Below are 26534 nucleotides of genomic sequence, written 5' to 3' on the forward strand. Positions count from 1 at the left end.
GACCACTGCCCTGCCGTTGCCCCCCAGGGACGTCGGCACCCCTTACTTGTTCGGGCCCCGGAAGCGGCCGAACGCCTTCGTGAGGGCGGTCAGCGGCGAGCCGTCCAGTCTGACCGAGCCCGGGTCGGCCGGCCGGGGCACACCCGCGCCACCGGTCGTCTCCGCCAGCGCGGCCTGCGCCGCCTCGGCCGCCTCCCGGTACAGGTCACAGGACTTCGTCATGGCCTCCAGCGCCTCGGCATACCTGGCGACCATGCCCTGGGCGTGGACCAGCTCCTCGTCCGGGGTGAGTAGGTGCCAGCCCTGGCGCAGCCGCGTCAGGGCCCGCTCGGCGTCGGCGGGCAGCGGCCTCGGCAGCGCGGCGAACTCCTTGATCCTTTCGAGGAGCTCGGTCGGTTCGGAACCGTCCAGGAAGACGCTGCGTACCGTGAGGCGTTCCGCCTCGTAGCCCGGGACGGGCGGCACCGTGGGCAGGACGACGGCGCCGCCGCGCGGCATCCGCACGCTCAGCTCCCGCTTCATCGCGAAGTCGGCGATCTGCGCCTGGTCCGGCGTGCCCCGGTGCTCGACCACCCGGTGCCGCAGGCTGGGCGGCAGGAACGCCGAGACCGGCTTCTGCCCCATCGCGTCCGGCGTCATCGCCTCGTGCACCACGACATGGATGAACCAGCTGTTCCGGGTGCAGTCCCGCAGCCGGTGGCGCAGCTCGTCGTCGTCCTTCGGCAGATAGTTCGCCGCCCGCAGGCGCACGCCGGGAACCGTGTCGTGGTCCCAGTCGACCCGGTCGATGTCGGGCCAGAACATGGTGGCGGGCGAGGGCCAGTGCGCGTCCCACGCCCGCTCCGCCTCGGCGGCGAGGACCCAGGTGACGCCCTCGCCCTCCTTGCGGCGGACCTCGGGGTCGTACGTCGTCAGCTGTGCGCGCACGGTGACGCCGTCGGCGACGCGCCAACGGGCCTCGAAGACGCGGCGGGCCGTCGGACCGGGGGCGGCGGATTCGTCCCGCGGGTGCAGGACGGTGGAGCGGGCCGCCTCGACGGGGTCGAGGTCCAGGAAGTCGTCGAGCACCCCGGCCGCCTTGAGGGCGATCAGGTTGCGCCGGACGTCCTGCTCGGGCTCGGGCCCGAGATGGCGCCCGCGCCCCAGCCACGCGGTGTCGGGGGTGATGGTCGAGGAGCTGCTGTTCTTGGCCATGGAATCGTTCTGTGGGTGATCGGGGGCTCGACCAGTATGGTCCCTACACCCGTCGATGGAAGGGGAACCCCGTCCCCGACTTGCATCAATCGCGGTGGAACGGCCTGAACCCCGACGTCAGGCGCGGGGCGGCGGCTTCGGAGCGCTGCGCGTGGGCGCGTCGACCGCCGGCGCCTGGAGCACCAGTACCGACAGGTCGTCCTCGACCGGGCCCGTCCCGAAGTCGTGTGCCGCTCGCCGCACATGCTCCGCGAGCGCCTTGGCACCGAGGCCCATGCCCTGACGGAGCACGTCCGCGAGACCGTCGTTGTCGTCCAACTGCCAGTTGCCACGGCGTCGTTCGGTGACACCGTCGGTCACACACAGCAGCGTTTCGCCGGGCCCGAGATCGAAGGTGCTGGCGCGGAATTCGGCACCCTCGTCGATGCCGAGCAGCATCCGGGGTTCGCAGGCCGGCTCCACCCGGCCGTCGGTGAACAGATGGAGGGGCAGGGGGTGGCCGGCGCTGGCGACCCGGCAGCGGGCTCCCGCCACACCCGGTTCGACGGCCAGCTCCCCGTACAGCAGGCTGAGGAAGCGGGTGGCCGCCTGCTCGCCGTCGGCCGTGAGCGCTTCGGCGCTGTCCTCCGCCATGGCGGTGTTCAACCGGTCGAGCACCGATTCGACGCCGTGACCTTCGCGCGCCAGGAGCCGCACCAGGTGCCGGGCGAGGCCGGTGACGGACATCGCCTCCGGGTCCTTGCCCTGCACGTCCCCGAGCAGGAAGCACCAGCGGCCCTCGCCCTTCGGGAAGATGTCGTAGAAGTCGCCGCCGACGGTCTGGCCCTCGCCGTGCGGCTCGTAGACGATCGCGCTGTCGATTCCCGCGATGCTGGCCAGGGTCGTCGGCAGCTGCCTGCGCTGGAGGGCGACACTGATGGACGTCTGTCTCGCGTACTGACGGGCGGTGTAAACGGCCTGCGCGACGCGCCGGGCCACGTCGTCCACCATCCGCACCACCGCGTCGGTCATCTGCAGCTGCCCGGTCCGGCCCAGCAGAAGTATCCCCACGTCGGTGTCACGGACCGTGAGCGGAAAGGCGAACGCCGACCCGCCGGCACGGTCGGCCCCGCCGCTCTCCGGCCAGGGCCAGGGCGTGCCCCCTGCGCCGATTCCGGCGGACGGCGGCATCCGCTCCAGCTCGTCGCGCAGCGGCACGATGCGCCGCTCGTCGACGTGCCATACCCGGGAGAGCTGCAGGCCCCTCCCCTGGGTGCGCAGCCAGATGCCGCACCAGTCCGCGAGCCGGGGCACGAGCAGCTGGGCCGCGAGCGCGGCGACCATGCCCTGGTCCAGCTGCCCGGCCAGGAGCTCGCTGGTCTCGGCGAGGAACGACGGGCCGCTGCGGTCGACCCACTCGGCGGCGTACCTATGGCTGCGCTCCTGCTCTTCCGGCGGCCTCACGTCACCGGGTGCGGCCTGCACGGTCCCGGGTGCGCCGGTCTCGCCGGTACGGGGCGGTGTGGCCTCTTTCGAGGGTCCCGGCTCCACCGACGAGGACTCCAGCCGGAACCACACCCGCTTCTCCGACCGGCGGTAGGTCACGCCCCAGGCCTGGGAGAGTGCGCTCACCAACTGGAGGCCGTAGCCAGGCTCACCGTGCCGGGCGTCCGCCGCGCCGCGTACGCCCCTGGAGGGGTGGCGGTCCGCGACCTCCACGACGACGGCCACTGCGGCATTCGGGTGCCGCTCCAGGCGACAGACGACGTCGATGTCGGTGCCGGCGTACACGACGGCGTTGGTGACCAGCTCGCTGACCAGCAGAACGGCGTTGTCGACGAGCCCCTGCGGGACCGTTCCAGGAGCGGGGATCGGGTCCTGGCCGGGAGGCGTCGCGGTGGACGGCATCCGGCCCGTGAGCACCTCACGCACGAATCTTCGCGCCTGTGCGGACGCGAGCTGGTTCGCCGGCAACTCCTTGCTGCACACGAAATCTGCCGAGTGTGCGGGCAACGGGATCACGACGCCCCCTGTGTGCGCCAACAGCGGCGGGAGAAGTATTTTCGCGCCCCTTATAATATGACAAACATTGCTAAACAGGCCGCTGGTGTGCGTGCCGAACTCCGGGCGGAGGGTGGTTCATGACCATGGACACGGCTCGGCCCGACGCGGCCGGCCCCACCACGACGGACTCCGGACCATGGGTCCGTACGAGTGAGCTGCGCCCGCTTCTCGCCGCGATGAAGGCTCTCTGCGACGGCGATTTCACGGCGCGTGCGGACGGTTCACGGGAAGAGGGCGCGGCCGCCCCGCAGGACCCGGTGGTGGCGGAGATGGGCTCGGTCCTCAACCAGATCATCGCCCGGAACGGCCATCTCGCCACGGAGCTCCAGCGCGTCCGGCACGAGATCATCCGGCGGGGCCGGCTGGACGAGCGCATCTCGGCGAGTCCGGGCTCGGGCACCTGGACGACGAACGTGGAGGCCGCCAACACGGCGATCGAGGCGCTGGTGGGGCCCGTGGCCAAGGCCACCCGGGTCCTCGACGCCGTCGCGGACGGTGATCTGACCCAGCACGTCGATCTGCACGACGGAAGCCGCCAGCTCCGCGGTGACCTGCGCCGCCTGGGCATCGGCGTGAACCGCATGGTGGACCAGCTCTCGCTGTTCACCGGAGAGGTGACCCGGGTCGCCCGCGAGGTCGGCACCGAGGGGCGTCTCGGGGGCCGTGCGAAGGCGCAGGGGCTGTCCGGAGACTGGCTCCACGTGACCGAGGCGGTCAACACGATGGCGTCACGGCTGACGGCACAGGTGCGGGACATCGCGGTGGTGACGACCGCCGTGGCCCGCGGCGACCTGACGCAGCAGGTGACCGTCGAGGCCACGGGCGAGCTGCTGGAGCTGAAGCTCACCGTCAACACGATGGTGGACCAGCTGCGGGCGTTCGCCGACGAGGTCACCAGGGTCGCCCGCGAGGTGGGCACCGAAGGCCAGCTCGGCGGCCGCGCCCAGGTCAGGGGCGCATCCGGGGTCTGGAAGGACCTCACCGACAACGTGAACTTCATGGCGTCGAACCTGACCTCCCAGGTCCGCAACATCGCTCAGGTCACCACCGCCGTCGCCAACGGAGACCTGAGCCAGAAGATCACCGTGGACGCGCGGGGTGAGATCCTTCAGCTGAAGTCGACGATCAACACGATGGTCGACCAGCTCTCCGCCTTCGCCGACGAGGTCACACGTGTGGCCCGCGAGGTCGGCACCGAGGGCCAGCTCGGCGGACGTGCGCAGGTCAGGGGCGTATCCGGGGTCTGGAAGGACCTCACGGAGAGCGTCAACTTCATGGCCGACAACCTGACCTCCCAGGTGCGCAACATCGCACAGGTCGCCACCGCCGTCGCCGAGGGTGACCTCGGGAAGACGATCACCGTGGAGGCCAAGGGAGAGATCCTTGAGCTGAAGTCGACGATCAACACGATGGTCGACCAGCTCTCCGCCTTCGCCGACGAGGTCACACGTGTGGCCCGCGAGGTCGGCACCGAGGGCAACCTGGGCGGTCAGGCCCAGGTCAGGGGCGCGTCCGGGGTCTGGAAGGACCTCACTGACAACGTCAACTTCATGGCGCTCAACCTGACGTCGCAGGTCCGCAACATCGCCCTGGTCACGACCGCCGTCGCCAATGGAGACCTGTCGAAGAAGATCGATGTCGATGCCCGCGGCGAGATCCTGGAGCTGAAGGACACCGTCAACACGATGGTCCAGCAGCTGAGGGCGTTCGCGGACGAGGTGACCCGTGTGGCCCGCGAGGTCGGCACCGAGGGACGGCTCGGCGGCCGCGCCCAGGTCCACGGCGCCTCCGGGGTCTGGGAGAGCCTCACGGACAACGTCAACTTCATGGCCGACAACCTGACTTCCCAGGTCCGCAACATCGCCCAGGTCGCCACCGCCGTCGCGCGCGGTGACCTGTCGAAGAAGATCGACGTCGACGCCCGCGGCGAGATCCTGGAACTCAAGACCACGATCAACACGATGGTCGACACGCTGTCGGCGTTCGCCTCCGAGGTCACGCGTGTGGCCCGTGAGGTGGGCTCCGAGGGGCAGTTGGGCGGCCAGGCCCGTGTGGAAGGCGTCTACGGGACGTGGAAGCGCCTGACCACCAGCGTGAACGAGCTGGCCCTGAACCTCACCACCCAGGTGCGCGCGATCGCCGAGGTCGCCAGCGCGGTCACGCAGGGCGACATGTCCGGCTCCATCTCCGTGGAGGCCCAGGGCGAGGTCGCCACCCTGAAGGACAACATCAACCTCATGGTGGCGAACCTCCGTGAGACGACCCGCGCCAAGGACTGGCTGGAGTCCAACCTGGCCCGTATCGCCGGGCTCATGCAGGGCCACCGCGACCTGGTCGAGGTCGCCGACCTGATCCTTCGCGAGCTGACCCCCCTGGTGAACGCCCAGTACGGTGCGTTCTTCCTGGCCGAGGCCGGTGCGGAACCGGGCGAGGACCTCGAACTCCTGGCCGGTTACGGCACCGGTCAAGAGGAAAGCCGCCGGCCGCGTCCCCGGCTCAGCCTGGGCGCGCCCGGCTGGGGCCTGATCACCCAGGCCGCCGCGGAGAAACGGCGGATCCTCGTCGACGCGGTCCCCACCGACTACATCACCATCAGCTCCGGCCTCGGTGCCGCGCCGCCGGCCAGCGTCGTCATCCTGCCGATCCTCTTCGAGGACAGGGTGCTCGGAGTCATCGAACTCGCCTCGTTCAGCCGCTTCAGCGAGGTCCACCTCGCCTTCGTCGACCAGTTCGTGAACACCATCGGCGTCTCCATCAACACCATCATCGCCAACTCCCGCACCGAGTCGCTCCTCTCGGAGTCCCAGCGCCTCACCGCCGAACTACGCCAGCGCTCTGACGAGTTGCAGATCACCAACGCCAAGCTGGAGGAGAAGGCGGCGCTCCTCGCCACGTCCTCCCAGTACAAGTCCGAGTTCCTGGCGAACATGTCCCACGAGTTGCGCACGCCCCTCAACTCGCTCCTCGTGCTGTCCCGGCTTCTCGCCGACAATCCCTCCGACCGGCTCTCCGCGGAGGAGGTGCAGTTCGCCGTCACCATCCACCAGGCGGGCTCCGACCTGCTGCAACTGATCAACGACATCCTCGACCTGTCGAAGATCGAAGCGGGCCGGATGGATGTGCACCCCAAGACGCTGCCGCTGAAGAAGCTGCTCGACTACGTTCGGGCCACGTTCCAGCCACTCTCCGGGGACCGCGGCCTGTCGTTCGACATAACGGTCGGCGAGGACGTCCCCCGCGAGCTCTACTCCGACGAGCAGCGCCTCCAGCAGATCCTCCGCAACCTCCTGTCGAACGCGGTGAAGTTCACCTCGTCCGGCGGGGTGGAACTGCTCGTGGAGCGCGCGACGCCCGCGGACTTCGAGGAGGAGACCCTGCGCGACGCGGACGAAATCATCGCCCTCTCCGTCAAGGACACCGGAATCGGCATCCAGCCGGAGATGCTCAACGGAATCTTCGAGGCGTTCCAGCAGTCCGACGGCGCCACCAACCGCAAGTACGGCGGCACCGGTCTCGGCCTCTCCATCAGCCGTGACATGGCTGCCCTACTCGGCGGCAGGATCACGGCCGAGAGCGAGCCGGGCGTCGGTTCCACCTTCACCCTCTACGTCCCTGTGCACTACACATCCCCCGCGCTGGAACCTCTCCCCACAGACAGCTCGGTACCGGCCGTCACCGGACCGAACTCACCGGCCCTACCTCCCAAGGCCCGCGCGGGAACCCCCGCGGAACTCGACGTGTTCACCGACCCGGTGTCCGTGCCCCGCACGGGAACCCGTACCGCCGACGACCTCGCCGACATCATGGACGAACACACGAGTTGGCCGGAGACGACCCGGCTCAAGGAGTGGCTGACCGGCGGCGCCGCCGGGGTGCTGGCCGACCGCCGCATCCTGATCGTCGACGACGACATCCGGAACGTCTTCGCGCTCACCCATGTACTGGGCCGCGTCGGAATCACCGTCAAATACGCCGAGAACGGCCGCGAGGGCCTCGAAGTCCTCGACCGGACACCCGATGTCTCCCTGGTCCTGATGGACATCATGATGCCCGAGATGGATGGTTACGAAATGATCGCGGCGATGCGGCGCACACCCCGTTTCGCGAACCTGCCGGTCATCGCGCTCACCGCCAAGGCCATGCCCGGCGACCGCGAAAAGGCCATCGAGAGCGGCGCGAACGACTACATCCCCAAGCCGGTTGACGTCGACCGACTGCTGTCGGTGATCTGCCGGCTCCTCGACCCGCAGACCCCCTCGCAACCGCCACCGGCCACGTCCGGCGACGACACACCGGGGCGGGAGCCATGACAACACCGCAGGGAGCGGCAGCGGACGCCTCCAGCATCCTCATCGTGGACGACATGGAGGAGAACCTGGTCGCCCTCGAAGCCGTGCTCGGCTCGCTCGCCCGGGTGGTCCGCGCACACTCGGGCGAGGCAGCGCTCAAGGCGATGCTGCGGCAGGACTTCGCAGTCGCGCTCATCGACGTGCTGATGCCGGGCATGAACGGCTTCGAGACCGCCGCCAACATCAAGGGCCTCGACCAGACCAAGGACATCCCGATCATTCTGCTGACCGGGGCGGCGGTCGACCCGAACTACGCGTATCGCGGCTACACGGTCGGCGCAGCGGACTTCCTGATCAAACCGTTCGACCCCTGGCTGTTGCGGACCAAGGTCAACGTCTTCCTCGAACTGCATCGCAAGAACCGCCAACTTGCCGATCAGGCCGATCAGTTGACGCGTCTTCTGGCGGTCGACGTGCCCACGAAGCCCGCCGAGGAGCAGCACCGCCTCGCCGACGTGGAACGTCAACTGGCCCAGGTGCAACACCTGCTGCGCGAAAGGGAGGATACGGGCGAGCAAGATGCGGCGAGTCTCGCCGACCGGATCGCCGTACTCGAAACGGCTGTTGAACGCCTCCTGGAAGGCCGAGAGCAGTAGATACAGGCCGGCGTGCACTGCCGGCCGGCGGCGAACCGCCCGGCAGGGCCCCGTGTCGGCCATCGGCGACCCGGTCGAAGGTCTCGGACGTCGACCCGGCGGCCGCCACGGTGATGAACGCGGTGACGATCAGCTTGCTGCTGCTCATGATGCTGCCTTCCCATGCGTGGAGTGATCAGCAGCGGTCGGCGGATACGAGGTAGCCGCAATAACGAGCCGGGACGGGCCAACGAGGGTCGCCGAGGAATTCGGGCTCCAGGCAGGTAATGCATGCCACACCCGCAACAAGGCGGTCGGCCTTTCACCCGAGCGGCCGCCGGGCTCGTCAAACGGCGCCTGTGACACACTCCGCCGCATGACACATGATCAGACCGGTGACACGCTGAGCGTCGGGCAGCGCGACTCCGAGCTCAACGACCGCTTGTCCCAGGGTCTGGACGAGGTCAACTTCCCTGCCACGGGAACCACTGCCGCAGATCAGAGTTCGCTGTCGGTGAAGGTGGTCGACGACGCCGGTGAGCTGCTCGGGGGCCTTTCCGGCTGGACGTGGGGCGGGCTGCTCGGCATCGAGATGCTCTGGATCCGTGAAAAGAGCCGTAAGGACGGGTGGGGATCAAAGATCCTCCTGGCCGCGGAGGAAGAAGCGCGTCGGCGAGGCTGCGACCGCGCCTGCGTATCGTCCTTCACCTTCCAGGCACCGGAGTTCTACCAGCGCCACGGATATGTCGAGACCGGCCGGACCCTGGGAATCCCGGGCGGCGCCGAGGATGTCCACATGTTCAAGAAACTGGAATAGGCCGCACCGAACTGGAGGTCTCGGCGACGTGCATGATCAGCCGACGGCAACCGGATCGTTCTGTCCAGTTATGGCGATGAAGGGAACGCGGCGGCGAGGGGCCGACCTCCAACGGTCGACCGTCGACGGTCAGCTCCTCGCCGCCGCCCGCGTCACTACTTCGGCATCAGCACCGTGTCGATGATGTAGACGTTCGCGTTGGCCGTCTTGACGTTGCCGCAGACCACGCCGGCGGAGTCGTCGACCTTGTAGGACTCGCCGGAGCCCGCGGTCGTCAGCTTGGACTTCTCCAGCGTCGCGTACGAGCCGTTCTCCAGGTCCTTGGGCGCGAGCTTCTGCCCCACGACGTGGTACGTGAGGATCTTGGTGAGCGTCGCCTTGTCGTTCAGGACCTTGTCCAGGTCGGCCTTCGGGATCTTCGCGAAGGCGTCGTTGGTCGGCGCGAACACGGTGATGTTCTGGGCGTTGTTCAGGGTGTCGACCAGGCCTGCCTTCTTGACCGCGGTCACGAGGGTGGACAGGGCGGGGTTGTTGGACGCGGCGGTCGCGACCGGGTCCTTGGCCATGCCGTCGAAGGAGCCGGCGCCGTCCTTGGGCACGGAGGCACAGGCCGGGCCGAACGGCTCGTCCGCGTTGTTCATGTCGCCCGAACCGCTGTCGTTGGCCCTGCCGGACGCCGGGTCGGACGCGGCGGACGACTTCGTGTCCGACGCCGCCTTGTCCTTGCCGTCGTCGCTCGAGCAGGCGGTCAGCGCCAGCGGCAGCATCGCCGCCACGGCGAGAACGAGGGCTCCACGACGGGTTCGGCGAGTAATGGCGTTCATTTTCTGCTCCTTGAAAGGGGTGATGAGGGTGCTGAGTCCAGGTCGTGCGGTCGAGGTCGAGGCGGCGGTCAGTCCACGGTGACCACCACCGAATGCCAGCCACTGGCCCCGTCGGGGATGGTGCGGGTCCGCTTCTCCGTCTGGGTCTGGCCCGTGCGGTCGGCGGCACGGACGGTCAGGGTGTGACCGCCGGAAGTGGCCCTCCAGGGGAAGGACCACTGACGCCAGGTGTCCGTGGTGTCCTCGGCGGCCAGATCCGCCCGCCGCCAGGGCCCGTCGTCGACGCGGACCTCGACCTTGTCGATCCCGCGGTGCTGGGCCCAGGTCACTCCGGCGACCATGACCGTGCCGGCCGCGGGGCGTGCGAACGGCTTGGGGGTGTCGATCCGGGACTGTGTCTTGATCGGCGCCCTGCGCGCCCAGTGCCGCTTCACCCAGTACGGGTCGTAGTCGTCGAAGGTGGTGAGTTCGATGTCCTGGACCCATTTACAGGCGGACACGAACCCGTACAGGCCGGGAACCACCATGCGCACCGGGAAACCGTGGGCGAAGGGCAGTGGCTCGCCGTTCATCCCGAGGGCGAGCATCGCGTCGCGGCCGTCCATGACGTCCTCGACCGGGCTGCCGATGGTCATTCCGTCGACGGAGCGCGCGACCAGCTGGTCGGCGGGCCCGCCCTTCGACGGCGGCTCGACGCCGCACTGGCGCAGGAGGTCGGCCAGGTGCACGCCGATCCACCGCGCATTGCCGACATACGGGCCGCCGACCTCGTTCGAGACGCAGGCGAGCGTGATGTTCCGTTCGATCAGCGGCATGCGCAGCAGCTCCGCGAACGACACGGTCGTCTCGCGGGTGACGCCCTTGCCGTGGATCCGCAGCCGCCATGAGTTCGCGTCGACCTTGGGCACCACCAGCGCGGTGTCGACCCGGTAGAAGTTCTGACCGGGCGTCATGAACGGGCTGACGTCATTGATCCGCAGCGCGGCCCCCTTGGGCACGGGTGCGGCGGCCGAGGCCGGGGGCGGCAGCGTGATCCGGCGGCGGGAGGCGACGGCGTTCTCGCCCTGCGAACCATTCAGGGTGCGGCCCAGCAGGCCGATCCCCGTCGATGCGGCTGCGGCCGCCGTTGCCGCGACGACGAATCCCCGCCGGTCCCAGCCCGCCTCGTCCTCGCACCGAGCGGGCTCCGCCTCCACAGGAGCCGTCACACCTTGGCCGACTGGAGCCGCACTCCTACGTGGCTGCAGGCGCCCGGAGAGCCAGTACAGAAGCACCGCTCCCACCACTGCTCCAACCACCGACGGCAGGGCGTCGGCGACGCTCGTGGAGTCGGGCCGACCGGTCGCGGCGAAGGCGCCGACCACGCCGAACAGGAGGACACCCGCCGAGCCGAGCCGCCGGCGCCGCGCCGCCACCACGCCGAGAGCAAGTGCGAGAAGGGTGAGGACGCCGAGGATGCCAAGTTGCAGGACCAGCTTGTCGTTCGTGCCGAAGTGGCGGATCGCCCAGTCCTTCACCCCGGCGGGCGTGCGGTCGATCGCCGCGCCGCCCACCGCGACGACGGGACTCGACTCGGGACGTACCGCGGCAGACACGAGCTCGGCCGTCGCGAGCGCTGCGCAGCCCGCCAGGAGGCCGCTCGACGCGCCGAGCCCGACAAGTCGCCACACGCGGGGGTGACTTGATGTCTTCGCTTCTGTACTCACACCGGCCATCCGGAGCAGTGACCGGGCGCGGATTGGTCTCCCACTCGATCGGGGGAGAATTTCTTTCCGACCAATCCGAAGGGCTCGCGGGTCCGAATGAATAGGCCTCCCGGTCCCCTTTCCGGCGGGTCCGCCCATTGCCCCGCCCCCTCCCCCGGACAGCGGAACGACGCCTACGCCATGCGGGCGCGGCATGCCGAATTCAGTGCCGGCGTCCACTCAAAACACGTTCCGGCGAGGCATTTCCATGCCTCGCCGGTGCCGTGCACGCTCAGGCAGGGAAGTTCATCAGGGCCACCGGCGCGGAGGTGGGTTCGGGGGATCCGCCCGCCGGTTCGACGGTGATGCCCATGCCGGACGCCTGGTCGACGGGGCCGTCCAGGAGGACGGCCTGCGCCCGCGAGGCGGGGTCGAGCAGGCCGGCCGGACGCATCGTGTCACCGTCGGCGAACCACAGTTGGTAGACCTTGCCGGACGGCGGCGTGGCCAGTCCGGACGACACGAACGCCGCCTTGTCGCGGCTCTTGGAGACGACCACTGTGGCGCTCGCGCCGTCGCCGAGACGCGCGGTGCCGGTCTTGGCGTCGGGCGCCCCCAGAACTGCCGCGAGCTCCGCCGACCGCCGTTGCTCCGCGCCGGCCTCGGCCCGCGCGTTTCGTGCCTCCTCGTGCTGCCACACCGCGACGCCGCCAAGACCGGCGGCTGCCGCCAGGCACGCGGCGAGTGCCCAGCGCGACGCACGACGGCCCCGCGCCGGGTTCCCGCCGCCCCGCGAGGGCGGCTTCGGAACCGGCGACTCCTGGCGGACATTGGGGATCCGCCCCATCACCCTGGCCTTGAGCTCGGGCGGCGGGATCTCACTGACGGCGAGCCCCAACCTGCCTGCCGTGGCTGCCAGTTCAGCGACTTCCTGGGTGCAGGCCTCGCAGGCCCCGAGGTGGCGCTCGAACGCGGCCCGCTCGTCCTCGGACAGCGCGTGGAGCACGTAGGCGCCGGTCAGCGTGTGGACATCGGCGTTCGTCATGCGTTCACCCCAAGGCAGTCGCGCAGGCGGATCAGACCGTCCCGCAGTCGCGTCTTGACCGTACCGAGAGGCAGCGCGAGAAGCTCGGCCACTTCCCGGTACGTGAGTCCGCGGTAGTAGGCCAGCGTCACCGACTGACGCTGGAGCTCCGTGAGGCCGCGCAGACAGCGGCGTACCTGCTCGCGTTCGAGGCGGTGCTCCACCTGCTCGGTCACCTCGTCGAACTCGGGGGTGCGGTCCAGGAAGGCGGCCTGCCGCTCCCTGGCGGCGGAGGCCTCGACCGATCGCACCCGGTCGATGGCACGGCGGTGGGCGAGGGTGAGTACCCAGTTCATGGCCGTACCGCGGTCGGGGCGGTAGCGGGCGGCGCTGCGCCACACCTCGATCAGGACCTCCTGGGCCACCTCCTCGGACTGCGCGTGGTCACGCAGCACGCTGCGCACCACTCCGAAGACCGGCCCGGCCACCCGGTCGTACACGGCGGCGAATGCCTCCTGGCTGCCCTTGGCGGTCCGGCCCATGAGCGCCTGGAGATCGGGCTCCGGCGCGGGTGACGCCCCAAGGGGTGCGATTCGGTTCACGTGGCGATCTTCCGGGAGGGAACGGCGGGACACCGGTAATGCGTAGCCAGGGCGCCAATGGATTGGTGCTGATGCGGACGAGTTTTCCACGCGGTACGCGCTCCGTGTCCAGGTCCTGTGTCACCGCTGCCGCGGCGAACATCTCGGCCAATCCGTCCCCGCCTCGGCTCCGGATCACTACGGAGTCCTCCGAGCGGACGGCCGAGCGGAGGCGCGAAGCATGAGGAGTGGATCGTGACGCGTGCGGCACAGGGCATACGGACGGCGGTCGTGGGGAGCGGCGTGGCGGGTCTCACCGCCGCACACATCCTTGCGCGCCGCCACGACGTGGTGATGTACGAGGCCGACGACAGGACCGGCGGTCACGCGCACACCCACGACGTGCCCTCGGCCGACGGCAGCCTGCACCGGGTCGACTCGGGGTTCATCGTCCACAACCGCCGCACCTACCCGAACCTGCTGCGGCTCTTCTCCGAACTCGGCGTCACCACGCAGGAGTCGGAGATGAGCATGTCCGTACGGTGCGAAGGGTGCGGCCTTGAGTACGCCGGGGCCCGGGGCCCTGCAGGCCTGTTCGCGCAGCCGCGCAACGTGGCCCGCGGGCGTTATCTGCGCATGCTGGCCGAGGTGCCCGCCTTGCACAGGTCCGCTCGCCGACTGCTGGCCGAGAGCGACGACGACGCCCTCACTCTCGGCGAGTTCCTGACCCGGGGCCGTTTCTCCGCGTACTTCGTCGCCCACTTCATGACGCCGCTCGTCGCCGCCGTATGGTCGTGCGACGCCGCCACGGCCCGGCGCGCTCCGGCGCGTTACCTGTTCCGGTTCCTGGCGCACCACGGTTTGCTGTCGGTCACCGGCTCGCCGGTGTGGCGCACAGTGACCGGCGGCTCACGCAGCTACGTCGACCGCGTCGTGAAGCAGCTGGGCGCCGTCCACACCGGCACGCCCGTACGGTCCGTGCGCCGGCACCCCGACGGCGTCGAGCTCACGACCGAGGACGGGCTGACGACGACGTACGACTCCGTCGTCGTCGCCACCCACCCCGACCAGGCCCTGCGCATCCTCGCCGATGCCACGCCCGAGGAGAGCCAGGTCCTCGGAGCCTTCCGCTACTCGCGCAACAGCACCGTCCTCCACACCGACACCGGCGTCCTGCCCAGGGCCGCGAGGGCGCGCGCCGCCTGGAACTACCTCATGCCGACCTGCGGCGTCGCGGCCGACCGGGTCCGCGTCAGCTACGACATGAACCGTCTGCAGCGCCTCACCGCACCCGAGACCTTCGTCGTCACCCTGGGCGGCGAGGACCGCGTCGCCCCCGGGCGGGTGCTGGCCCGCATGACATACGAACATCCGGTCCTCACCCCGGAGTCGGTGGCCGCCCAGCAGCGGCTCCCCGCCCTCAGCGGGCCACGCACCGCCTATGCGGGCGCCTATCACGGCTGGGGTTTCCACGAGGACGGCTGCCGCTCGGGCGCGGCGGCGGCCGCGGCGCTGGGGGTGGTCTGGTGATCCCCGCCCCCCGCTCCTCGTCCGCCCCGGCACGCGGTCTCCCGCCCGGCCACGCGCCCGCGCTGTACCCGTGCCTGGTCACACACGTGCGCACCGCGCCCAGGCGTCACGTGCTGCGGCACCGCACCTACCTGTGGCTGATCGACGTGGACCGCCCTCCCCGTCTCCCCGCCGCGCTGCGTCCCCTGGCCCGGTTCGAGGCGCGGGACCACTTCGGCGGAGCGGGGCCCACGATCCGGGCCGGCCTGGAGAAGTTCCTGGCCGCGCACGGTGTCCCGGCCCCGACCGGGCCCGTCGTCATGCTCGCGCAGGCCCGCGTCCTGGGGCACGTCTTCAACCCGCTCAGCCTCTTCTGGTGCCACGACCGGGACGGCGAACTGCGCTGCGTGGTGGCCGAGGTCCACAACACGTACGGCGAACGGCACTGCTACCTGCTGAGCCCGGACGAGGCGTTCCGCAAAGGGTTCCACGAGGAACTGCGTGTGGACAAAGAGTTCTACGTCTCGCCGTTCTTCCCCGTCGACGGGCAGTACCGGATGCGTCTGCCCGTGCCCGGGGAACGGCTCGATCTCGCCGTGCATCTGGAGCGGGCCGGTGGCAGGCCGTTCACGGCGACCGTCCGGGGCCTCCGGCTGGAAGCCACCTCGGGAGCGCTGGTCCGCGCCGCGCTGCGGCACCCGTGGCCCACGCTCGCCGTCTCGGCCGCGATCCGTGTGCACGGCATCCGCCTGTATCTGAAGGGGCTGCCCCTGCGGCCCCGCCCCCGACACCGAGTACAGAAAGGCATGGAATGAACTTCCCGGTGACCCATCGCGGCCACGCCGAGCGGCAGTCCGACACCACGGCCGTGGACGCGGCCGTGGACGCGGCCGTGGACGCGAACCGATGGCCGGACGTCGCGTCGCCGCCCCGGTCCTCGCGTGCGAGAACCGCCGTCTCCCAGGCCGTCGTGCGCGGCGCGCTCGACCGCCTGCCGATGCATGTGCGACTCGCGGACGGCAGTCAACTCGGCCGGGGTGGGCCCCTGTTGAGGATCCACGACCCGGAGGCCTTCTTCCGCCGCATCGGCGTGAACGGCCTCGTCGGCTTCGGGGAGTCGTACATGGCCGGGGAGTGGGACGCCCCCGACCTCGTGGCCGCCCTGAGCGTGCTCGCCGGCCACGCCGCCGAATTGATCCCGCGCCGCCTCCAGCGGCTGCGCGGACTCTGGGCGCCGCGCCAGCCGGCCTCCCAGCGCAACACCCCCGTCGGTGCCCGCGACAACATCAGCCGCCACTACGACTTGTCGAACGACCTGTTCGCCCTGTTCCTCGACGCATCGCTCAGCTACTCGTCCGCCGTCTTCCGCGGTTTCCCCGCGACCTGGCGGCACCTCGAAGCGGCACAGCACGCCAAGATCGACCGGCTGCTCGACCTCGCCGAAGTCACCTCCGGCACCAGCCTGTTGGAGATCGGCACCGGCTGGGGCGAGCTGGCGATCAGAGCCGCCAGGCGTGGCGCCCGCGTCACCACGCTCACTCTCTCCGCCGAGCAGCGTGACCTGGCACGTGAGCGCATCCGCGCTGCGGGGGCGGCCGACCGGATCTCCGTGGAGCTGTGCGACTACCGGGAGGCCCGGGGAACGTACGACGCCGTGGTGAGTGTGGAGATGGTCGAGGCGGTGGGCGAGGAGTTCTGGCCCGTCTACTTCAGGACGCTCGACGAACGGCTCGCGCCGGGCGGCCGCGCCGCCCTCCAGGCCATCACCATGCCGCACGGCCGGATGCTCGCGAGCCGTAGCACCTACACCTGGATCCAGAAGTACATCTTCCCCGGCGGTCAGCTGCCCTCCGTGGAAGCGATCGAGGAGACGGCCCGCGACCGCACCGGCCTGCGCGCTGCCCGCCGCGACGGCTTCGGCGCCCACTACGCCGAGACGTTGCGGCTGTGGCGCGAACGGTTCACCGAGCGCGCCGACGAGGTCGAAGAGCTCGGCTTCGACGACACGTTCCGCCGCATGTGGACCTTCTACCTCGCGTACTCCGAGGCGGGGTTCCGCGCGGGCTACCTGGACGTCCAGCAGTACCTGTTCACGAAGGACGGCCCGCGCGGGGGTTCGGCGACCGTTCCCCGGCCGGGCGGGGCCGCGCAGTGAACGGGTTCGCCTGGGCCGCCTTCGCCCGGAACCTCGCACCGGCCGCGGGCGCGGCGCTCCTCGTCATGGCGGTCACCTTCGCCGTCGCCCTGCGCATGCGTCTGCACCGGATCGTGGACGTGGCATGGGGCATCGGCTTCACGGCCGTCGCTCTCGTGTCCTACGTGATGTCGGCCGGCGACGGCGACCCGGGACGGCGCCTGCTGGTCACCGTGCTCACCGCGGTGTGGGGCCTGCGCCTCGCGCTGTACATCGCACGGCGAGGGCGCGGCCACGGCGAGGACCCGCGCTACGAGGCACTGCTCGCCAGATCCCGCGGCAACCGCGACCTGTACGCCCTGCGCATCGTCTATCTGCTGCAAGGCGCCCTGGTCTGGCTGGTGTCACTGCCGGTCCAGGCAGCGCAGTACGGCACACGCCCCATGTCCGCCTTCGCGGTGGCCGGAGCCGCGCTCTGGGCGGTGGGACTCTTCTTCGAGGCGGTCGGTGACCACCAGCTCGCCCGCTTCAAGTCCGACCCGGCCCACCGGGGACGCGTCATGGACCACGGTCTGTGGAGCCTCACACGGCACCCCAACTACTTCGGTGACTTCTGCGTGTGGTGGGGCGTCTTCCTCGTCGCCTGCGACGCGGGGGCGGGCGCGGCCGCCGTCGCCGTGGTCTCCCCGGTCACGATGAGCTACCTGCTGCTCAGGGGCAGCGGAAAACCGCTCCTGGAACGGCACATGGCCGAGCGCCCCGGATACGCCGCGTATGCCGCCCGCACGAGCGGATTCTTCCCTCGCCCGCCGAAACGGGGCCCCTGACACGGGCCCCGCATCGAGAGGGCTCAGTCCAGCCCGCGCGCCCGCCTGAACCGCTCGAGTCCTTCGGCGAGTTCGACGATCGGGTCCGGGTACGCGTACTTCGCGCGCTCGGGTCCCGACTGCTTCCACGGCTCGTGCACGGCGGACCCGGCGAGACCCGCGAGTTCCGGCACCCAGCGACGCACGTACGCGCCGTCCGGGTCGTAACGCTTTGCCTGCGTCACGGGGTTGAGGACGCGGTTGGGGCGCGAGTCGGTGCCGGTCCCCGCCATCCACTGCCAGTTGAGCTGGTTGTTCGCGATGTCGCCGTCGACCAGGAGGTCCAGGAAGTGACGGGCGCCGACCCGCCAGTCGACGTACAGCGTCTTCGTGAGGAAGCTCGCCGTCAGGAGGCGGCCGCGGTTGTGCATCCAGCCCTCGTGGCGCAGTTGCCGCATGGCCGCGTCGATCACGGGATAGCCCGTACGCCCCTCGCGCCACGCCTCGACGTCCCGGGCCGCCGCTCGTTCGGAGCGCCAATGGTCGTGCCGGGTGCGGTAGTCGTGCGCCGCGGCGGCCGGGCGCGCGGCGAGGACCTGGTGGTGGAAGTCGCGCCAGGCGAGCTGACGTACGAACGCGTCGGCGCCCGGACCACCGGCTCCACGCGCCCGATGGACGACTTCGACCGGGGAAAGCGTGCCGAAGTGCAGGTGGGGCGACAGTCGTGACGTCGCTTCGCCGGGGAGGTCGTCGTGCCCGTCCTCGTAGCCTCCGACACCACGCCGTAGCCACGCGGTCAGCTGTTTGCGGCCCGCTCTCTCCCCGCCCGCCGCGAGGCCCGGCGAGGTCCCGGAGACCCGCGCGCGTGACGGCGTCCCCTCCGTGGCCACACCGTCCGGGACCCGGATCGCGCGCGGCGCCTCGAGGACATCGCGCAGATGCTGCTCCGACCAGTGCCGGAAGTACGGAGTGAACACGGCGAAGTGGTCCGACGACGCCGGGGTGACGGCGCCCGGCGCGACCGCGGTCACGACCGTGTCGTGGACGATCAGCCTCCGCCCCTGCGTCTCCAGGACCTTCCTCAGCCGCTCCTCACGCCGCTGCGCGTACGCGCTGACGCCGCCCGCCATGTGCACCGCGTCCGCGCCGGTCTCGGCCGCGACGCCGGCCACGGCATCGGCCACGTCCCCCGACCGCACCACGAGGCGCCCGCCGCACGCGCGCAGCGCCGCGTCGAGATCACCCAGGCAGTCCGCGAGGAACGCTTCCCGATTGGGCGCCGCATACCCGGTGGACGCGATCCCTCTGTCCCGTACGAACAATGGCACCACCTCACTCGACGCGCGGAGCGCCGCCCGTAGCGGCGGGTGGTCGTGCACTCGGAGGTCGGACGTGAACAACACGATCGACACGCTCACGAAGCCGCTCCAGGACGGGCCGGGCCGGGATTCCCGGCGGCTGTGCACTTCGCTGCCGCCTGCGCGGTGTTACGAGCCATGGCCCCGGACTCTACGACGTGGAACGGCGGAACTCCTCGACGCGGAGAGTGTCGCCGCGGCGGCCCTGCGATCAGATAACGTCACCCTGTGCAATCAGCGCAGGTGAGGGCCCTCTCGATGCCCATGTCACGCTCCGAGGGTGCACAGTGGATGACGTGGGCCTACGGCGGCGCTTGGGAGGTCTGTGGCAGCGGTGGCAGCCGAGTCACGCGCTGGTGATGTTTCCGCTCGCGCTCATCGTGGTGATCACGGTCGTCGACTTCCTGGTTCCGGCCGACGTGCATCTGGGGCCGCTGCTGGTCGTGGCGCCCGCGCTCACCGCCTCGTTCGCCGGGCCTCGCCTGACGGCATTCATCGGGGCCCTGGCCGTTGGGGCCCAGGCGTTCATCGGAGTCCATTTCGGCGTCCTGACCTCGCGCAATGTGATGGTGCAGATCTTCTCCCTCGCCGTGCTCACCGCCCTGATCGCGTTCTTCTGCCGCGTGCGCGAGCACCGGAGACGGGAACTGGCCAAAGTGCGGTCCGTGGCCGAGGCCGCTCAGAAGGCCCTGCTGCGGCCGCTCCCCCACCACATCGGCCCGTTGCGGATCGCCTCGCTGTACCTGGCGGCGGAGGACGAGGCCGAGATCGGCGGCGACCTCTACACGGCGACCGGCACCGACGACGGCGTACGGATGATCATCGGTGACGTACGGGGACACGGGCTGTCCGCCGTCGGCGAGTCGGCGCTGCTGCTCGGTTCGTTCCGCGTGGTCGCCGACCAGCACGCCACGCTGCCCGCGCTCGCCGCGGCCCTGGACCGGAGTGTGTCCCGCTACCTCGCCGATTTCGTCCAGGCGGAGGACGAGATCGACGAGCACTTCATCACCGCCCTGCTGCTGGAAATCCCCAGTCACGGGCACACGACCCGCATGACCTGCTGCGGACATCCCCCGCCGTTACTGCTGCACGAGCACCAGGTCCGCACCCTCACCAGTCCCCACCCGGCCCCGCCCCTCGGCGTGTCCGGGCTGCCGGCCGAAGGGTTTCCCGTCGACGAGTTCGCCTTCGACGCCGGTGACACCCTGATCCTCTACACGGACGGGGTCACCGAAGCCCGCGATGAGGGCGGAGTCTTCTATCCGTTCGCGCAGCGAGTCGAGCAGTGGACCACGAGCAGCCCGGAAGCACTCCTGGATCACATCCACCGGGACCTCCTCGCCCACTGCCGAGGACACCTCAGCGACGACGCCGCCATCATCGCCGTCCAGCGCAATCCGGTCCCTCGGCCGGGCGGCACCGACGGGTAGGCCCTAGCGTCGGCCGGTCCCCGGCGGTTCGCCCGGCGGTTCGGCGGGGCGCTGCGCGGAGAGGGCCTCCAGCGCAGGCAGGGCGTCGTGCAGGGCGTGCTGGTGGTCGACGGTGAGCTGGTCGATCCGCTCGGCGAGGCGGGTGGCTGCCTGGCGGCGCGTGGAGTCAAGAAGCGCCTGGCCCGTGTCGTTGAGCGCGATCAAGGTGGCCCGTTGGTCCTTCGGGTCCGCCTCGCGCTCGATCCATCCGAAGCCGTCGAGCAGATCCACCATGCGGGAGACGGTGGACAGGGCGATGCCCATGCGTGTGGCGAGGTCGCTGATGCGCAGCGGCCCGTGAGCGGAGAGCGCCGCCAGCGCGGCCAGCCGGCTGGGGGTGAGCTGGCTCTGCATGCCTTGGGCGCGCAGTTCGGGGAGGAGCTGCTGGATAGCGGCACGGAGTCGTTCGGCGAGCTCCGCCGACTGCTCGGAGTCGAAGGGATCAGAGTCGACGACGTCAGAGTCGAAGGGGGAGGTCATCATGGCCCCTCGGATCGGGGCCTCGGCGGGGCTGCCGGGGGCGAGGGCGTCTGTGCGGGCGGGGCGGGGGCCAGAAGCGGGGCGGGCCGGGGCAGGATCCGTTCGTCGTGGATGTAGCGGCCGCCGCGCAGCATCGAAGCGATGGCGGCGACGACGCACGCGGCGATCGCGAAGTCGAAGGCCACGGTCAGGCCGTCGGCGAACGGCTGGGAGATCAGCTCCGGGAAGAAGCCGCGCCCGGTGAGGTAGTGGGCGTGGCCCGGAGGCAGTTGAGCGAGGACGTGCGGGCCGAGCAGGGTCTGGATCGGGTTGTAGCCGAGGAGCGAGGCGAACAGCACGCCGACCGGCGGGAGGGCGGCGACCTTGGCGGCGTCGGCGGCGGGTACCCCCTGCGCGGTCAGGCCGTGGTTGAGGGCGGCAGGGAGGGCGCTGGACAGGCCCGCGATCATCAGGGAGAAGAAGATGCCGATGGAGAGCACCGTGGCCGAGTTCTGGAACGTGGTGCTGATCCCGGCGCCCACGCCACGCTGGTCGGGCGGCAGGCTGTTCATGATGGCCGCCCGGTTGGGTGCCGCGAAAAGGCCCATGCCGAGCCCGTTCAACAGCAGGACGAGGGCGAACGCCGGGTAGTTGAAGTCGACCGGCAGCGCCTGGAGGGCCAGAAAGGTGGCGGCGGCCAGCAGCATGCCTCCGGTGGCGAAGGCCCTGGCCCCGAACCGGTCCGAAGCCCAGCCGGAGAAGGGCCCCGCGACCAGGAACCCGACCGTCAGCGGGAGCATGTAGATGCCGGCCCACAGTGGGGTCTGCTCGAAGCCGTAGCCGTGGCGGGGCAGCCAGATGCCCTGGAGCCAGATGATCAGGATGAACATCAGGCCGCCGCGCCCGAGCGCCGCCAGCAGGCTGGCCACGTTCCCCGCGGTGAACGCCCGGATCCTGAACAGCGACAGGTGGAACATCGGCTCGGGGACCCTGGTCTCCACCACGCAGAAGGCGGCCAGCATCGCCATGCCGCCGGCGATCGCGGCGATCACCCATGGGTTGGCCCAGCCCATGATGTCGCCGCCGTAGGGCTGGATGCCGTAGGTGATGCCGGCCAGTACGGCGATCAGGCCCACGGCGAAGGTGAGGTTGCCCCACCAGTCCAGCCGGGCACCCGCGCGTACGCCCGTGTCGTGCAGCTTCAGATAGGCCCACACGGTGCCGAACAGGCCGAACGGCACGGACACCAGGAACACCAGATGCCAGTTGAGGGGCCCGAGCAGTCCGCCGAGGACGAGGCCGATGAAGGATCCGGTGATGCCGGCCACCTGGTTCAGCCCCAGTGCGAGGCCGCGCTGACGGGCGGGGAAGGCGTCGGTGAGGATGGCGTTGGAGTTCGCCATCAACATCGCCCCGCCGACGCCTTGCAGGACCCGCATGCCGATCAGCCACAGGGCGCCCGCCGTGCCGTGCATCCAGGTCACCGACAACAGCACCGAGAACACGGTGAACACCGCGAACCCCATGTTGTACATCCGGACCCTGCCGTACATGTCACCGAGGCGGCCGAAGCTGACCACCAGCACGGCGGTGACCACCATGTAGCTCATGATCAGCCACAGCAGCAGGCTCGTGTTGCCGGGCTGCAGCGGGTCCACGCCGATCCCCCGGAAGATGTCCGGCAACGCGATGAGCATGATCGACATATTGATCGTCGCGATCAGCACGCCCAGCGTGGTGTTGGAGAGCGCGATCCACTTGTAACGCGGTCCTGGCTCACGGAGACCACCCGGACGTGCGGCGGTCGACTCAGCGGTTGTCCTTGCCACAGGGCATCACTCCCGCCGGAGTTAGTTGCTTGACATCAACCAATCTACTCCCGGCACCCGGATGTGGCCATGGCACCTGACCTGGTCAGACAGGCCGCCCGATGGGTTTACGTCATGGCTGCGGCTCTCCGCTCGCTGCCCCCGGAGCAATCGACCGAGGACCGGAACAGCCCGGCGCCGGTGCGGAGTTGATCGCGAGGCGCCTGACCCTCACACCTCTAGAACGCCCGCTCGGCTGACGGATCCGTACGGAGATGGGCTGCGCCCGAGCGCACCGCCCATACGAAGACCGCGAGAGCCAGGACGCCGACCACGACGGTGTCGTACGGGGCCGGCAGACGCCCGGAGCCGCCGAACGTGCCGAGCCATGACAGCAGGGTCAGCGCCGCCAGATGGAAGACGATCCAGGCCCCCTGACGCAGTTCCTCGCGTACGGGCCGACCCGCCGTCCGGCCCTGTTGCAGCAGGTACAGCGGGACACCGGCCAGGACCAGGGGCAGGGCGAGCCGCAGGTGTTCCCAGCCGGACCAGTAGATGAACTCGGTGGACACGGCGAAGCTGACCGGCGCGATCCAGCGCACGCCCGGCACCTGACCGTCCGCGAGGGGCACTCCGCGCTCGCGGTCGTGCGCCCGGAAGGACGCTACGGCGACCGCCGAGGCGGCGTAGATCAGGAGGTACATGTCCCCCATCACGCTCACGATGTCCTGCCAGCCGCCGAACGGCAGCATGAACAGGATGATGACGACGAGGTTGAGGACCAGGGCCCGGCGCGCGATGCCGGAGCGGGGGTCGATGCGCATGAAGAACCGGGGCACCAGACCGTTCTTCGCGAGGGCGTACGTGTGGCGGGCGTCGATGGCGACGCCCACGTAGGCCGAACCGCCCGGGGAGACCACCGCGTCGGCGTAGAGCAGCGTGGCCAGCCAGTGCAGGTTGAGTACGAGGGCGAGCTGGCCGAACGGCGAATCGAAGTTCACGCCCTGCCAGCCGTGCGTGAGGAGCGAGTCCGGCACCGTGTACAGGAACGCGAGTTGGAGCCCGAGGTAGACCAGCACCGCGAGGGCGATGCCGGTGAGCACGGCCGCGGGTACGTTGCGGCGGGGGTTGCGGGCCTCGCCGGAGAAGTCCAGGGGGGCCTGGAAACCGTTCACGGAGTACACGATGCCGCCGCCGGCGAGCGCGGTCAGGCAGGCGGCGAAGCCGTAAGGGGCGAAGCCGCCGTGCTCGGTGAGGCGGCCCGAGTGGGTGCCGGACAGGAAGAGCGCGACGATGGTGACCACCGGGACGACGACCTTGAACACCGACACCAGGTTGTTCAGGCGGGCGAACATCCGTACCGCGAACCAGTTCAGCGCGGTGAGCAGCACGCTGAGCGCGGAGGCTACGCCCAGGCCCGACGCGGTGAGCTTGCCACCTTCGTAGAGCCCGGGGACGTAGTGGGCGGCGTACTGCATGATCGCGCTGATCTCGGCGGCGGTGCCGCCCACGGAGAGCAGGACGGACCAGCCGACGACCGTGCCGACCAGCCGGCCGCTCGCGTACAGCGGCCACCGGACGGTGCCGCCGCCCTCCGGCCTGGTGGCACCGAGTTCGACCATGACCAGGGCCACCAGTGCGCAGAGCGCGCCGGCCGCGATCCATGACAGCAGTGCGGCGGGGCCGGCGGTCTGGGCGGCGTACAGGGCGGCGAACAACCAGCCCGAGCCGAGGATGTTGGAGAAGCCGATCGCGGTCAGGCCCCAGAAACCGAGGTCCTTGCGGAGCCGGTTCTCCTCGGCGTGGGCTTCCGCGTCACCCACCGTCCCCGCCGGCTGATGCTGCGCCACGTGGCAACCTCCGAGACGATCACAGACCCAGGGGGCTCAGCGTGCCATGCGGCGCGTCAGCTTCGACGGAGCGCTGCCGTGATCAGCCGCCGCTCTTGCGTCGGAACGACTTCTGGCTCGACGCCGGACCGTGCGCACCGCGGATCTTCGAACCGGTCTTCGCGGAGCCGCCGGCGGCGTCCGCCTGCATGCCACGCTTGCGGTCCAGCGCCTCGCGGAACTTGCGCTTCAGGTCGTACTGGCCGTCGGCGTCGGGCGCCAGGCCTTCGTTCGCGGCCTCGGTCGGCTCCGAACCTTCCTGCGATGCAGACTCTGCAGCCATGGTGACCTCCTGGGTTCGGGCAATGGGAAGGACAGCTTGTCATGCTCGTCAGCACTTGTGCGCCTGCGCCCGGTGGCGCCGGTGGTCACCAGTGGACGGTCATGTTGATACGACGACTGCTTCGAGGGCTGTGATGAAGGCGGTCCAGTAGAGGTCGGAGCGGCTGAGCGAGGCGGCCTGCTCGGCTGTCGTCGCGGCCGCCGTGTCGACGCGCCAGGACGCGGTCCGCAGCAGCGCCACCGCTCCGGCCGGGTCGGCGCGGATCCCCGACGGGGTCAGGTCCACCGGGGCGGACGTGTGGCGCAGGCTCTGGATGATCTCGCGTCAACTCCCTCTGGAAAACGGGTTGTTCGACATATCGACCGTTGCCGGCCGGGCATCGGCATGACGGATTCCGGTCGTCTCCCGTTCCCCGAACGTCCAGCATCCGTCCCCGCTTGCGTCGTGTGCCGTCCCTAGGGTCCTCGGAGGCTTCCAAGGAAGGCACTCATGGACGAACGCCTGGCAATACGGGCTCGCGGGATCACCAAGTGTTTCGGCGACGTCGTCGCGCTCGACGGCATCGATCTGGATGTGGCGCAGGGGCAGATCCACGGCCTGGTCGGACCGAACGGCGCCGGGAAGACGACGCTGCTCGGCCTGCTGCTGGGGCTGGCCGTCGCCGACGACGGCCGACTGGACATCCTGGGTACGCCCGTCGGGCGGGCGCTCGCCGCGCCCGAGGGTGTCGCCGGCTTCGTGGACGGTCCCGGTCTCTACCCCTCACTCACCGCCAGGCAGAACCTGGCCGCGCTGGCCTCCCTGCGGGGCCTCGGCGCACAGGCGTCGGGGATCGACGACGTGCTCGGGCAGGTCGGGCTCACCGATGTCGCCGACGACCGCACCCGCGGCTTCTCCCTCGGCATGCGCCAGCGGCTCGGGCTCGCCGCGGCCCTGCTCACCAAGCCCCGGCTGCTCGTGCTCGACGAACCGTCCAACGGCCTCGACCCGGCTGGAAAGAAGCACGTACACGGCGTCCTGGCCAGGCTCGCGACGCAGGGCACCGGCGTCGTGCTGTCGAGCCACCGCATGGACGACGTCGAGGCGCTGTGCTCGGAGGTCACCATCCTCGCCACCGGACGGATCGCCTTCTCCGGCCCGCTGAGCAAACTGGCCGCCGAGAACAGCGAGCTCGACTACCGGCTGTTGACCTCCGACCCGCAGGCCGCGCGCCGCCTTGCGGCCGACACCTCCGGGATCCGCGTCGTCGACGACGCCGTGGGACGGCACGACACCGAGGCGCTCGTCGTGCGCGCGCTGGTGCCCGCCCTCGACGAACTGGTGGTGCGGCTCGTGCACGCGGACATCGCGTTGCGCGAGCTCTCGCCCGTGGTGTCGCCGCTCGAAGCGGCGTTTCTCGCCCTCACCGAGCAGCAGGAGAACAGCAGATGACCGCAACCGTCGCCGCCGGCCCCGCCGCCGCTGCCGCCCCCGTCGCCGCTGCCGCCCCCCGTGTCTCGGTGGCGCGCGGCTACCGTTTCGAGCTGGTCAAGCTGGTCTCGCAGTGGCGGATCCGGCTGCTGGTCCTCGCCTGCTGGATCGCGCCGGCGCTCTTCGTCGCCGCGGTGAGTCAGCAGAGTTCGCTCCCCGTCGACACGCTCTTCGGTCGCTGGATGCACGCCACGGGATGGGCCGGATCACTGGTGGTGCTCGGTTTCTCGGGCACCTGGGCGCTCCCGCTCCTGACC

General features: G+C 70.3%; 21 protein-coding genes and 1 pseudogene. 10 read left to right on the top strand and 12 right to left on the bottom strand.

The features are described 5' to 3' along the window. Positions 1 to 42 precede the first annotated feature (42 nt). Positions 43 to 1194 (bottom strand): hypothetical protein, encoded by a 1152-nt coding sequence (locus ACWFR4_RS31565; protein ID WP_453655587.1) that lies wholly within the window; start codon positions 1192 to 1194, stop codon positions 43 to 45. Positions 1195 to 1311: 117 nt separating this feature from the next. Further along, positions 1312 to 3195 (bottom strand): SpoIIE family protein phosphatase, encoded by a 1884-nt coding sequence (locus ACWFR4_RS31570; RefSeq protein ID WP_453655588.1) that lies wholly within the window; start codon positions 3193 to 3195, stop codon positions 1312 to 1314. Between the two features lie 125 nt (positions 3196 to 3320). Between ACWFR4_RS31570 and ACWFR4_RS31575 the strand changes: the two genes are divergently transcribed. From ACWFR4_RS31575 to ACWFR4_RS31585, 3 genes are all read left to right on the top strand, one after another. Next, a complete protein-coding gene (locus ACWFR4_RS31575; RefSeq protein WP_453655600.1) occupies positions 3321 to 7547 on the top strand; it encodes a HAMP domain-containing protein in 4227 nt (1408 codons plus the stop codon). Next, positions 7544 to 8182 carry a response regulator gene (locus ACWFR4_RS31580; RefSeq protein WP_453655589.1) on the top strand — a complete coding sequence of 213 codons (639 nt, stop codon included), beginning with the start codon at positions 7544 to 7546 and terminating at the stop codon, positions 8180 to 8182. Before ACWFR4_RS31575 ends, ACWFR4_RS31580 begins: the two co-directional genes overlap by 4 nt. Before the next feature lie 355 nt (positions 8183 to 8537). Beyond that, a complete protein-coding gene (locus ACWFR4_RS31585; protein WP_453469612.1) occupies positions 8538 to 8978 on the top strand; it encodes a GNAT family N-acetyltransferase in 441 nt (146 codons plus the stop codon). A 155-nt stretch (positions 8979 to 9133) separates the two neighbouring features. Here ACWFR4_RS31585 and ACWFR4_RS31590 read toward each other — a convergent pair whose 3' ends face one another. The 4 genes from ACWFR4_RS31590 to ACWFR4_RS31605 form a co-directional block, all read right to left on the bottom strand. Beyond that, on the bottom strand, positions 9134 to 9793 hold the full coding sequence (locus ACWFR4_RS31590; protein WP_453469614.1) for a fasciclin domain-containing protein: 660 nt from the start codon (positions 9791 to 9793) through the stop codon (positions 9134 to 9136). A gap of 77 nt (positions 9794 to 9870) precedes the next feature. Then, complete coding sequence (locus ACWFR4_RS31595; RefSeq protein WP_453655590.1) at positions 9871 to 11517, bottom strand: molybdopterin-dependent oxidoreductase; 1647 nt, start codon at positions 11515 to 11517, stop codon at positions 9871 to 9873. Positions 11518 to 11779: 262 nt separating this feature from the next. Then, positions 11780 to 12532, bottom strand: coding sequence for an anti-sigma factor (locus ACWFR4_RS31600; protein ID WP_453655591.1), 753 nt, complete (start codon positions 12530 to 12532; stop codon positions 11780 to 11782). Then, positions 12529 to 13113, bottom strand: a complete 585-nt coding sequence (locus ACWFR4_RS31605) for a sigma-70 family RNA polymerase sigma factor (protein WP_326708605.1) — start codon at positions 13111 to 13113, stop codon at positions 12529 to 12531. Before ACWFR4_RS31605 ends, ACWFR4_RS31600 begins: the two co-directional genes overlap by 4 nt. A gap of 234 nt (positions 13114 to 13347) precedes the next feature. On the opposite strand from ACWFR4_RS31605, the gene ACWFR4_RS31610 reads away from it, so the two are divergent. The 4 genes from ACWFR4_RS31610 to ACWFR4_RS31625 are packed head-to-tail and all read left to right on the top strand — an operon-like array spanning position 13348 to position 17562. Further along, positions 13348 to 14622 carry an NAD(P)/FAD-dependent oxidoreductase gene (locus ACWFR4_RS31610; RefSeq protein ID WP_453469388.1) on the top strand — a complete coding sequence of 425 codons (1275 nt, stop codon included), beginning with the start codon at positions 13348 to 13350 and terminating at the stop codon, positions 14620 to 14622. Then, positions 14622 to 15416 carry a DUF1365 domain-containing protein gene (locus tag ACWFR4_RS31615; protein WP_453655601.1) on the top strand — a complete coding sequence of 265 codons (795 nt, stop codon included), beginning with the start codon at positions 14622 to 14624 and terminating at the stop codon, positions 15414 to 15416. The genes ACWFR4_RS31610 and ACWFR4_RS31615 overlap by 1 nt, the downstream gene beginning before the upstream one ends. Then, positions 15413 to 16756 carry a class I SAM-dependent methyltransferase gene (locus ACWFR4_RS31620; RefSeq protein WP_453655592.1) on the top strand — a complete coding sequence of 448 codons (1344 nt, stop codon included), beginning with the start codon at positions 15413 to 15415 and terminating at the stop codon, positions 16754 to 16756. Before ACWFR4_RS31615 ends, ACWFR4_RS31620 begins: the two co-directional genes overlap by 4 nt. Continuing rightward, positions 16753 to 17562, top strand: a complete 810-nt coding sequence (locus ACWFR4_RS31625) for a DUF1295 domain-containing protein (RefSeq protein ID WP_453469399.1) — start codon at positions 16753 to 16755, stop codon at positions 17560 to 17562. The genes ACWFR4_RS31620 and ACWFR4_RS31625 overlap by 4 nt, the downstream gene beginning before the upstream one ends. 23 nt (positions 17563 to 17585) lie before the next feature. Here the strand turns inward: ACWFR4_RS31625 and ACWFR4_RS31630 are convergent, their stop codons facing one another. Further along, complete coding sequence (locus tag ACWFR4_RS31630) at positions 17586 to 18959, bottom strand: cryptochrome/photolyase family protein (RefSeq protein WP_453655593.1); 1374 nt, start codon at positions 18957 to 18959, stop codon at positions 17586 to 17588. Between the two features lie 299 nt (positions 18960 to 19258). Between ACWFR4_RS31630 and ACWFR4_RS31635 the strand changes: the two genes are divergently transcribed. Next, the gene (locus ACWFR4_RS31635) at positions 19259 to 20329 is read left to right on the top strand and encodes a PP2C family protein-serine/threonine phosphatase (RefSeq protein ID WP_453469254.1); all 1071 of its coding nucleotides are present in this window, start codon (positions 19259 to 19261) and stop codon (positions 20327 to 20329) included. A gap of 3 nt (positions 20330 to 20332) precedes the next feature. Here the strand turns inward: ACWFR4_RS31635 and ACWFR4_RS31640 are convergent, their stop codons facing one another. The 5 genes from ACWFR4_RS31640 to ACWFR4_RS31660 all read right to left on the bottom strand — a co-directional run bounded on the left by ACWFR4_RS31640 (position 20333) and on the right by ACWFR4_RS31660 (position 25092). Continuing rightward, positions 20333 to 20851 (bottom strand): MarR family winged helix-turn-helix transcriptional regulator, encoded by a 519-nt coding sequence (locus tag ACWFR4_RS31640; RefSeq protein ID WP_453469253.1) that lies wholly within the window; start codon positions 20849 to 20851, stop codon positions 20333 to 20335. Further along, on the bottom strand, positions 20848 to 22533 hold the full coding sequence (locus ACWFR4_RS31645) for an MFS transporter (protein ID WP_453655602.1): 1686 nt from the start codon (positions 22531 to 22533) through the stop codon (positions 20848 to 20850). Before ACWFR4_RS31645 ends, ACWFR4_RS31640 begins: the two co-directional genes overlap by 4 nt. 341 nt (positions 22534 to 22874) lie before the next feature. After that, complete coding sequence (locus tag ACWFR4_RS31650; RefSeq protein WP_453655594.1) at positions 22875 to 24485, bottom strand: APC family permease; 1611 nt, start codon at positions 24483 to 24485, stop codon at positions 22875 to 22877. Positions 24486 to 24567: 82 nt separating this feature from the next. After that, positions 24568 to 24807, bottom strand: a complete 240-nt coding sequence (locus ACWFR4_RS31655; RefSeq protein ID WP_453655595.1) for a DUF5302 domain-containing protein — start codon at positions 24805 to 24807, stop codon at positions 24568 to 24570. A gap of 99 nt (positions 24808 to 24906) precedes the next feature. Then, positions 24907 to 25092 carry a hypothetical protein gene (locus ACWFR4_RS31660; RefSeq protein WP_453655596.1) on the bottom strand — a complete coding sequence of 62 codons (186 nt, stop codon included), beginning with the start codon at positions 25090 to 25092 and terminating at the stop codon, positions 24907 to 24909. 204 nt (positions 25093 to 25296) lie between these two features. On the opposite strand from ACWFR4_RS31660, the gene ACWFR4_RS31665 reads away from it, so the two are divergent. Both ACWFR4_RS31665 and ACWFR4_RS31670 read left to right on the top strand, forming a co-directional pair. Further along, on the top strand, positions 25297 to 26238 hold the full coding sequence (locus ACWFR4_RS31665; protein WP_453655597.1) for an ABC transporter ATP-binding protein: 942 nt from the start codon (positions 25297 to 25299) through the stop codon (positions 26236 to 26238). Next, positions 26235 to 26534, top strand: a pseudogene (locus tag ACWFR4_RS31670) (ABC transporter permease); the annotation flags it as partial. The gene ACWFR4_RS31665 and the pseudogene ACWFR4_RS31670, both read left to right, overlap by 4 nt.

It is taken from the genome of Streptomyces sp. NPDC055140, from assembly GCF_053607285.1.

What these genes read in the sequence shown, in the direction of transcription:
- ACWFR4_RS31565 (WP_453655587.1), bottom strand. Translation starts at nt 1,194, where the DNA reads ATGGCCAAGAACAGCAGCTCCTCGACCATCACCCCCGACACCGCGTGG.
- ACWFR4_RS31580 (WP_453655589.1), top strand. Translation starts at nt 7,544, where the DNA reads ATGACAACACCGCAGGGAGCGGCAGCGGACGCCTCCAGCATCCTCATC.
- ACWFR4_RS31585 (WP_453469612.1), top strand. Translation starts at nt 8,538, where the DNA reads ATGACACATGATCAGACCGGTGACACGCTGAGCGTCGGGCAGCGCGAC.
- ACWFR4_RS31635 (WP_453469254.1), top strand. Translation starts at nt 19,259, where the DNA reads ATGTTTCCGCTCGCGCTCATCGTGGTGATCACGGTCGTCGACTTCCTG.
- ACWFR4_RS31640 (WP_453469253.1), bottom strand. Translation starts at nt 20,851, where the DNA reads ATGATGACCTCCCCCTTCGACTCTGACGTCGTCGACTCTGATCCCTTC.
- ACWFR4_RS31645 (WP_453655602.1), bottom strand. Translation starts at nt 22,533, where the DNA reads ATGTCGATCATGCTCATCGCGTTGCCGGACATCTTCCGGGGGATCGGC.
- ACWFR4_RS31575 (WP_453655600.1), top strand. Translation starts at nt 3,321, where the DNA reads ATGGACACGGCTCGGCCCGACGCGGCCGGCCCCACCACGACGGACTCC.
- ACWFR4_RS31600 (WP_453655591.1), bottom strand. Translation starts at nt 12,532, where the DNA reads ATGACGAACGCCGATGTCCACACGCTGACCGGCGCCTACGTGCTCCAC.
- ACWFR4_RS31620 (WP_453655592.1), top strand. Translation starts at nt 15,413, where the DNA reads ATGAACTTCCCGGTGACCCATCGCGGCCACGCCGAGCGGCAGTCCGAC.
- ACWFR4_RS31595 (WP_453655590.1), bottom strand. Translation starts at nt 11,517, where the DNA reads ATGGCCGGTGTGAGTACAGAAGCGAAGACATCAAGTCACCCCCGCGTG.
- ACWFR4_RS31655 (WP_453655595.1), bottom strand. Translation starts at nt 24,807, where the DNA reads ATGGCTGCAGAGTCTGCATCGCAGGAAGGTTCGGAGCCGACCGAGGCC.
- ACWFR4_RS31665 (WP_453655597.1), top strand. Translation starts at nt 25,297, where the DNA reads ATGGACGAACGCCTGGCAATACGGGCTCGCGGGATCACCAAGTGTTTC.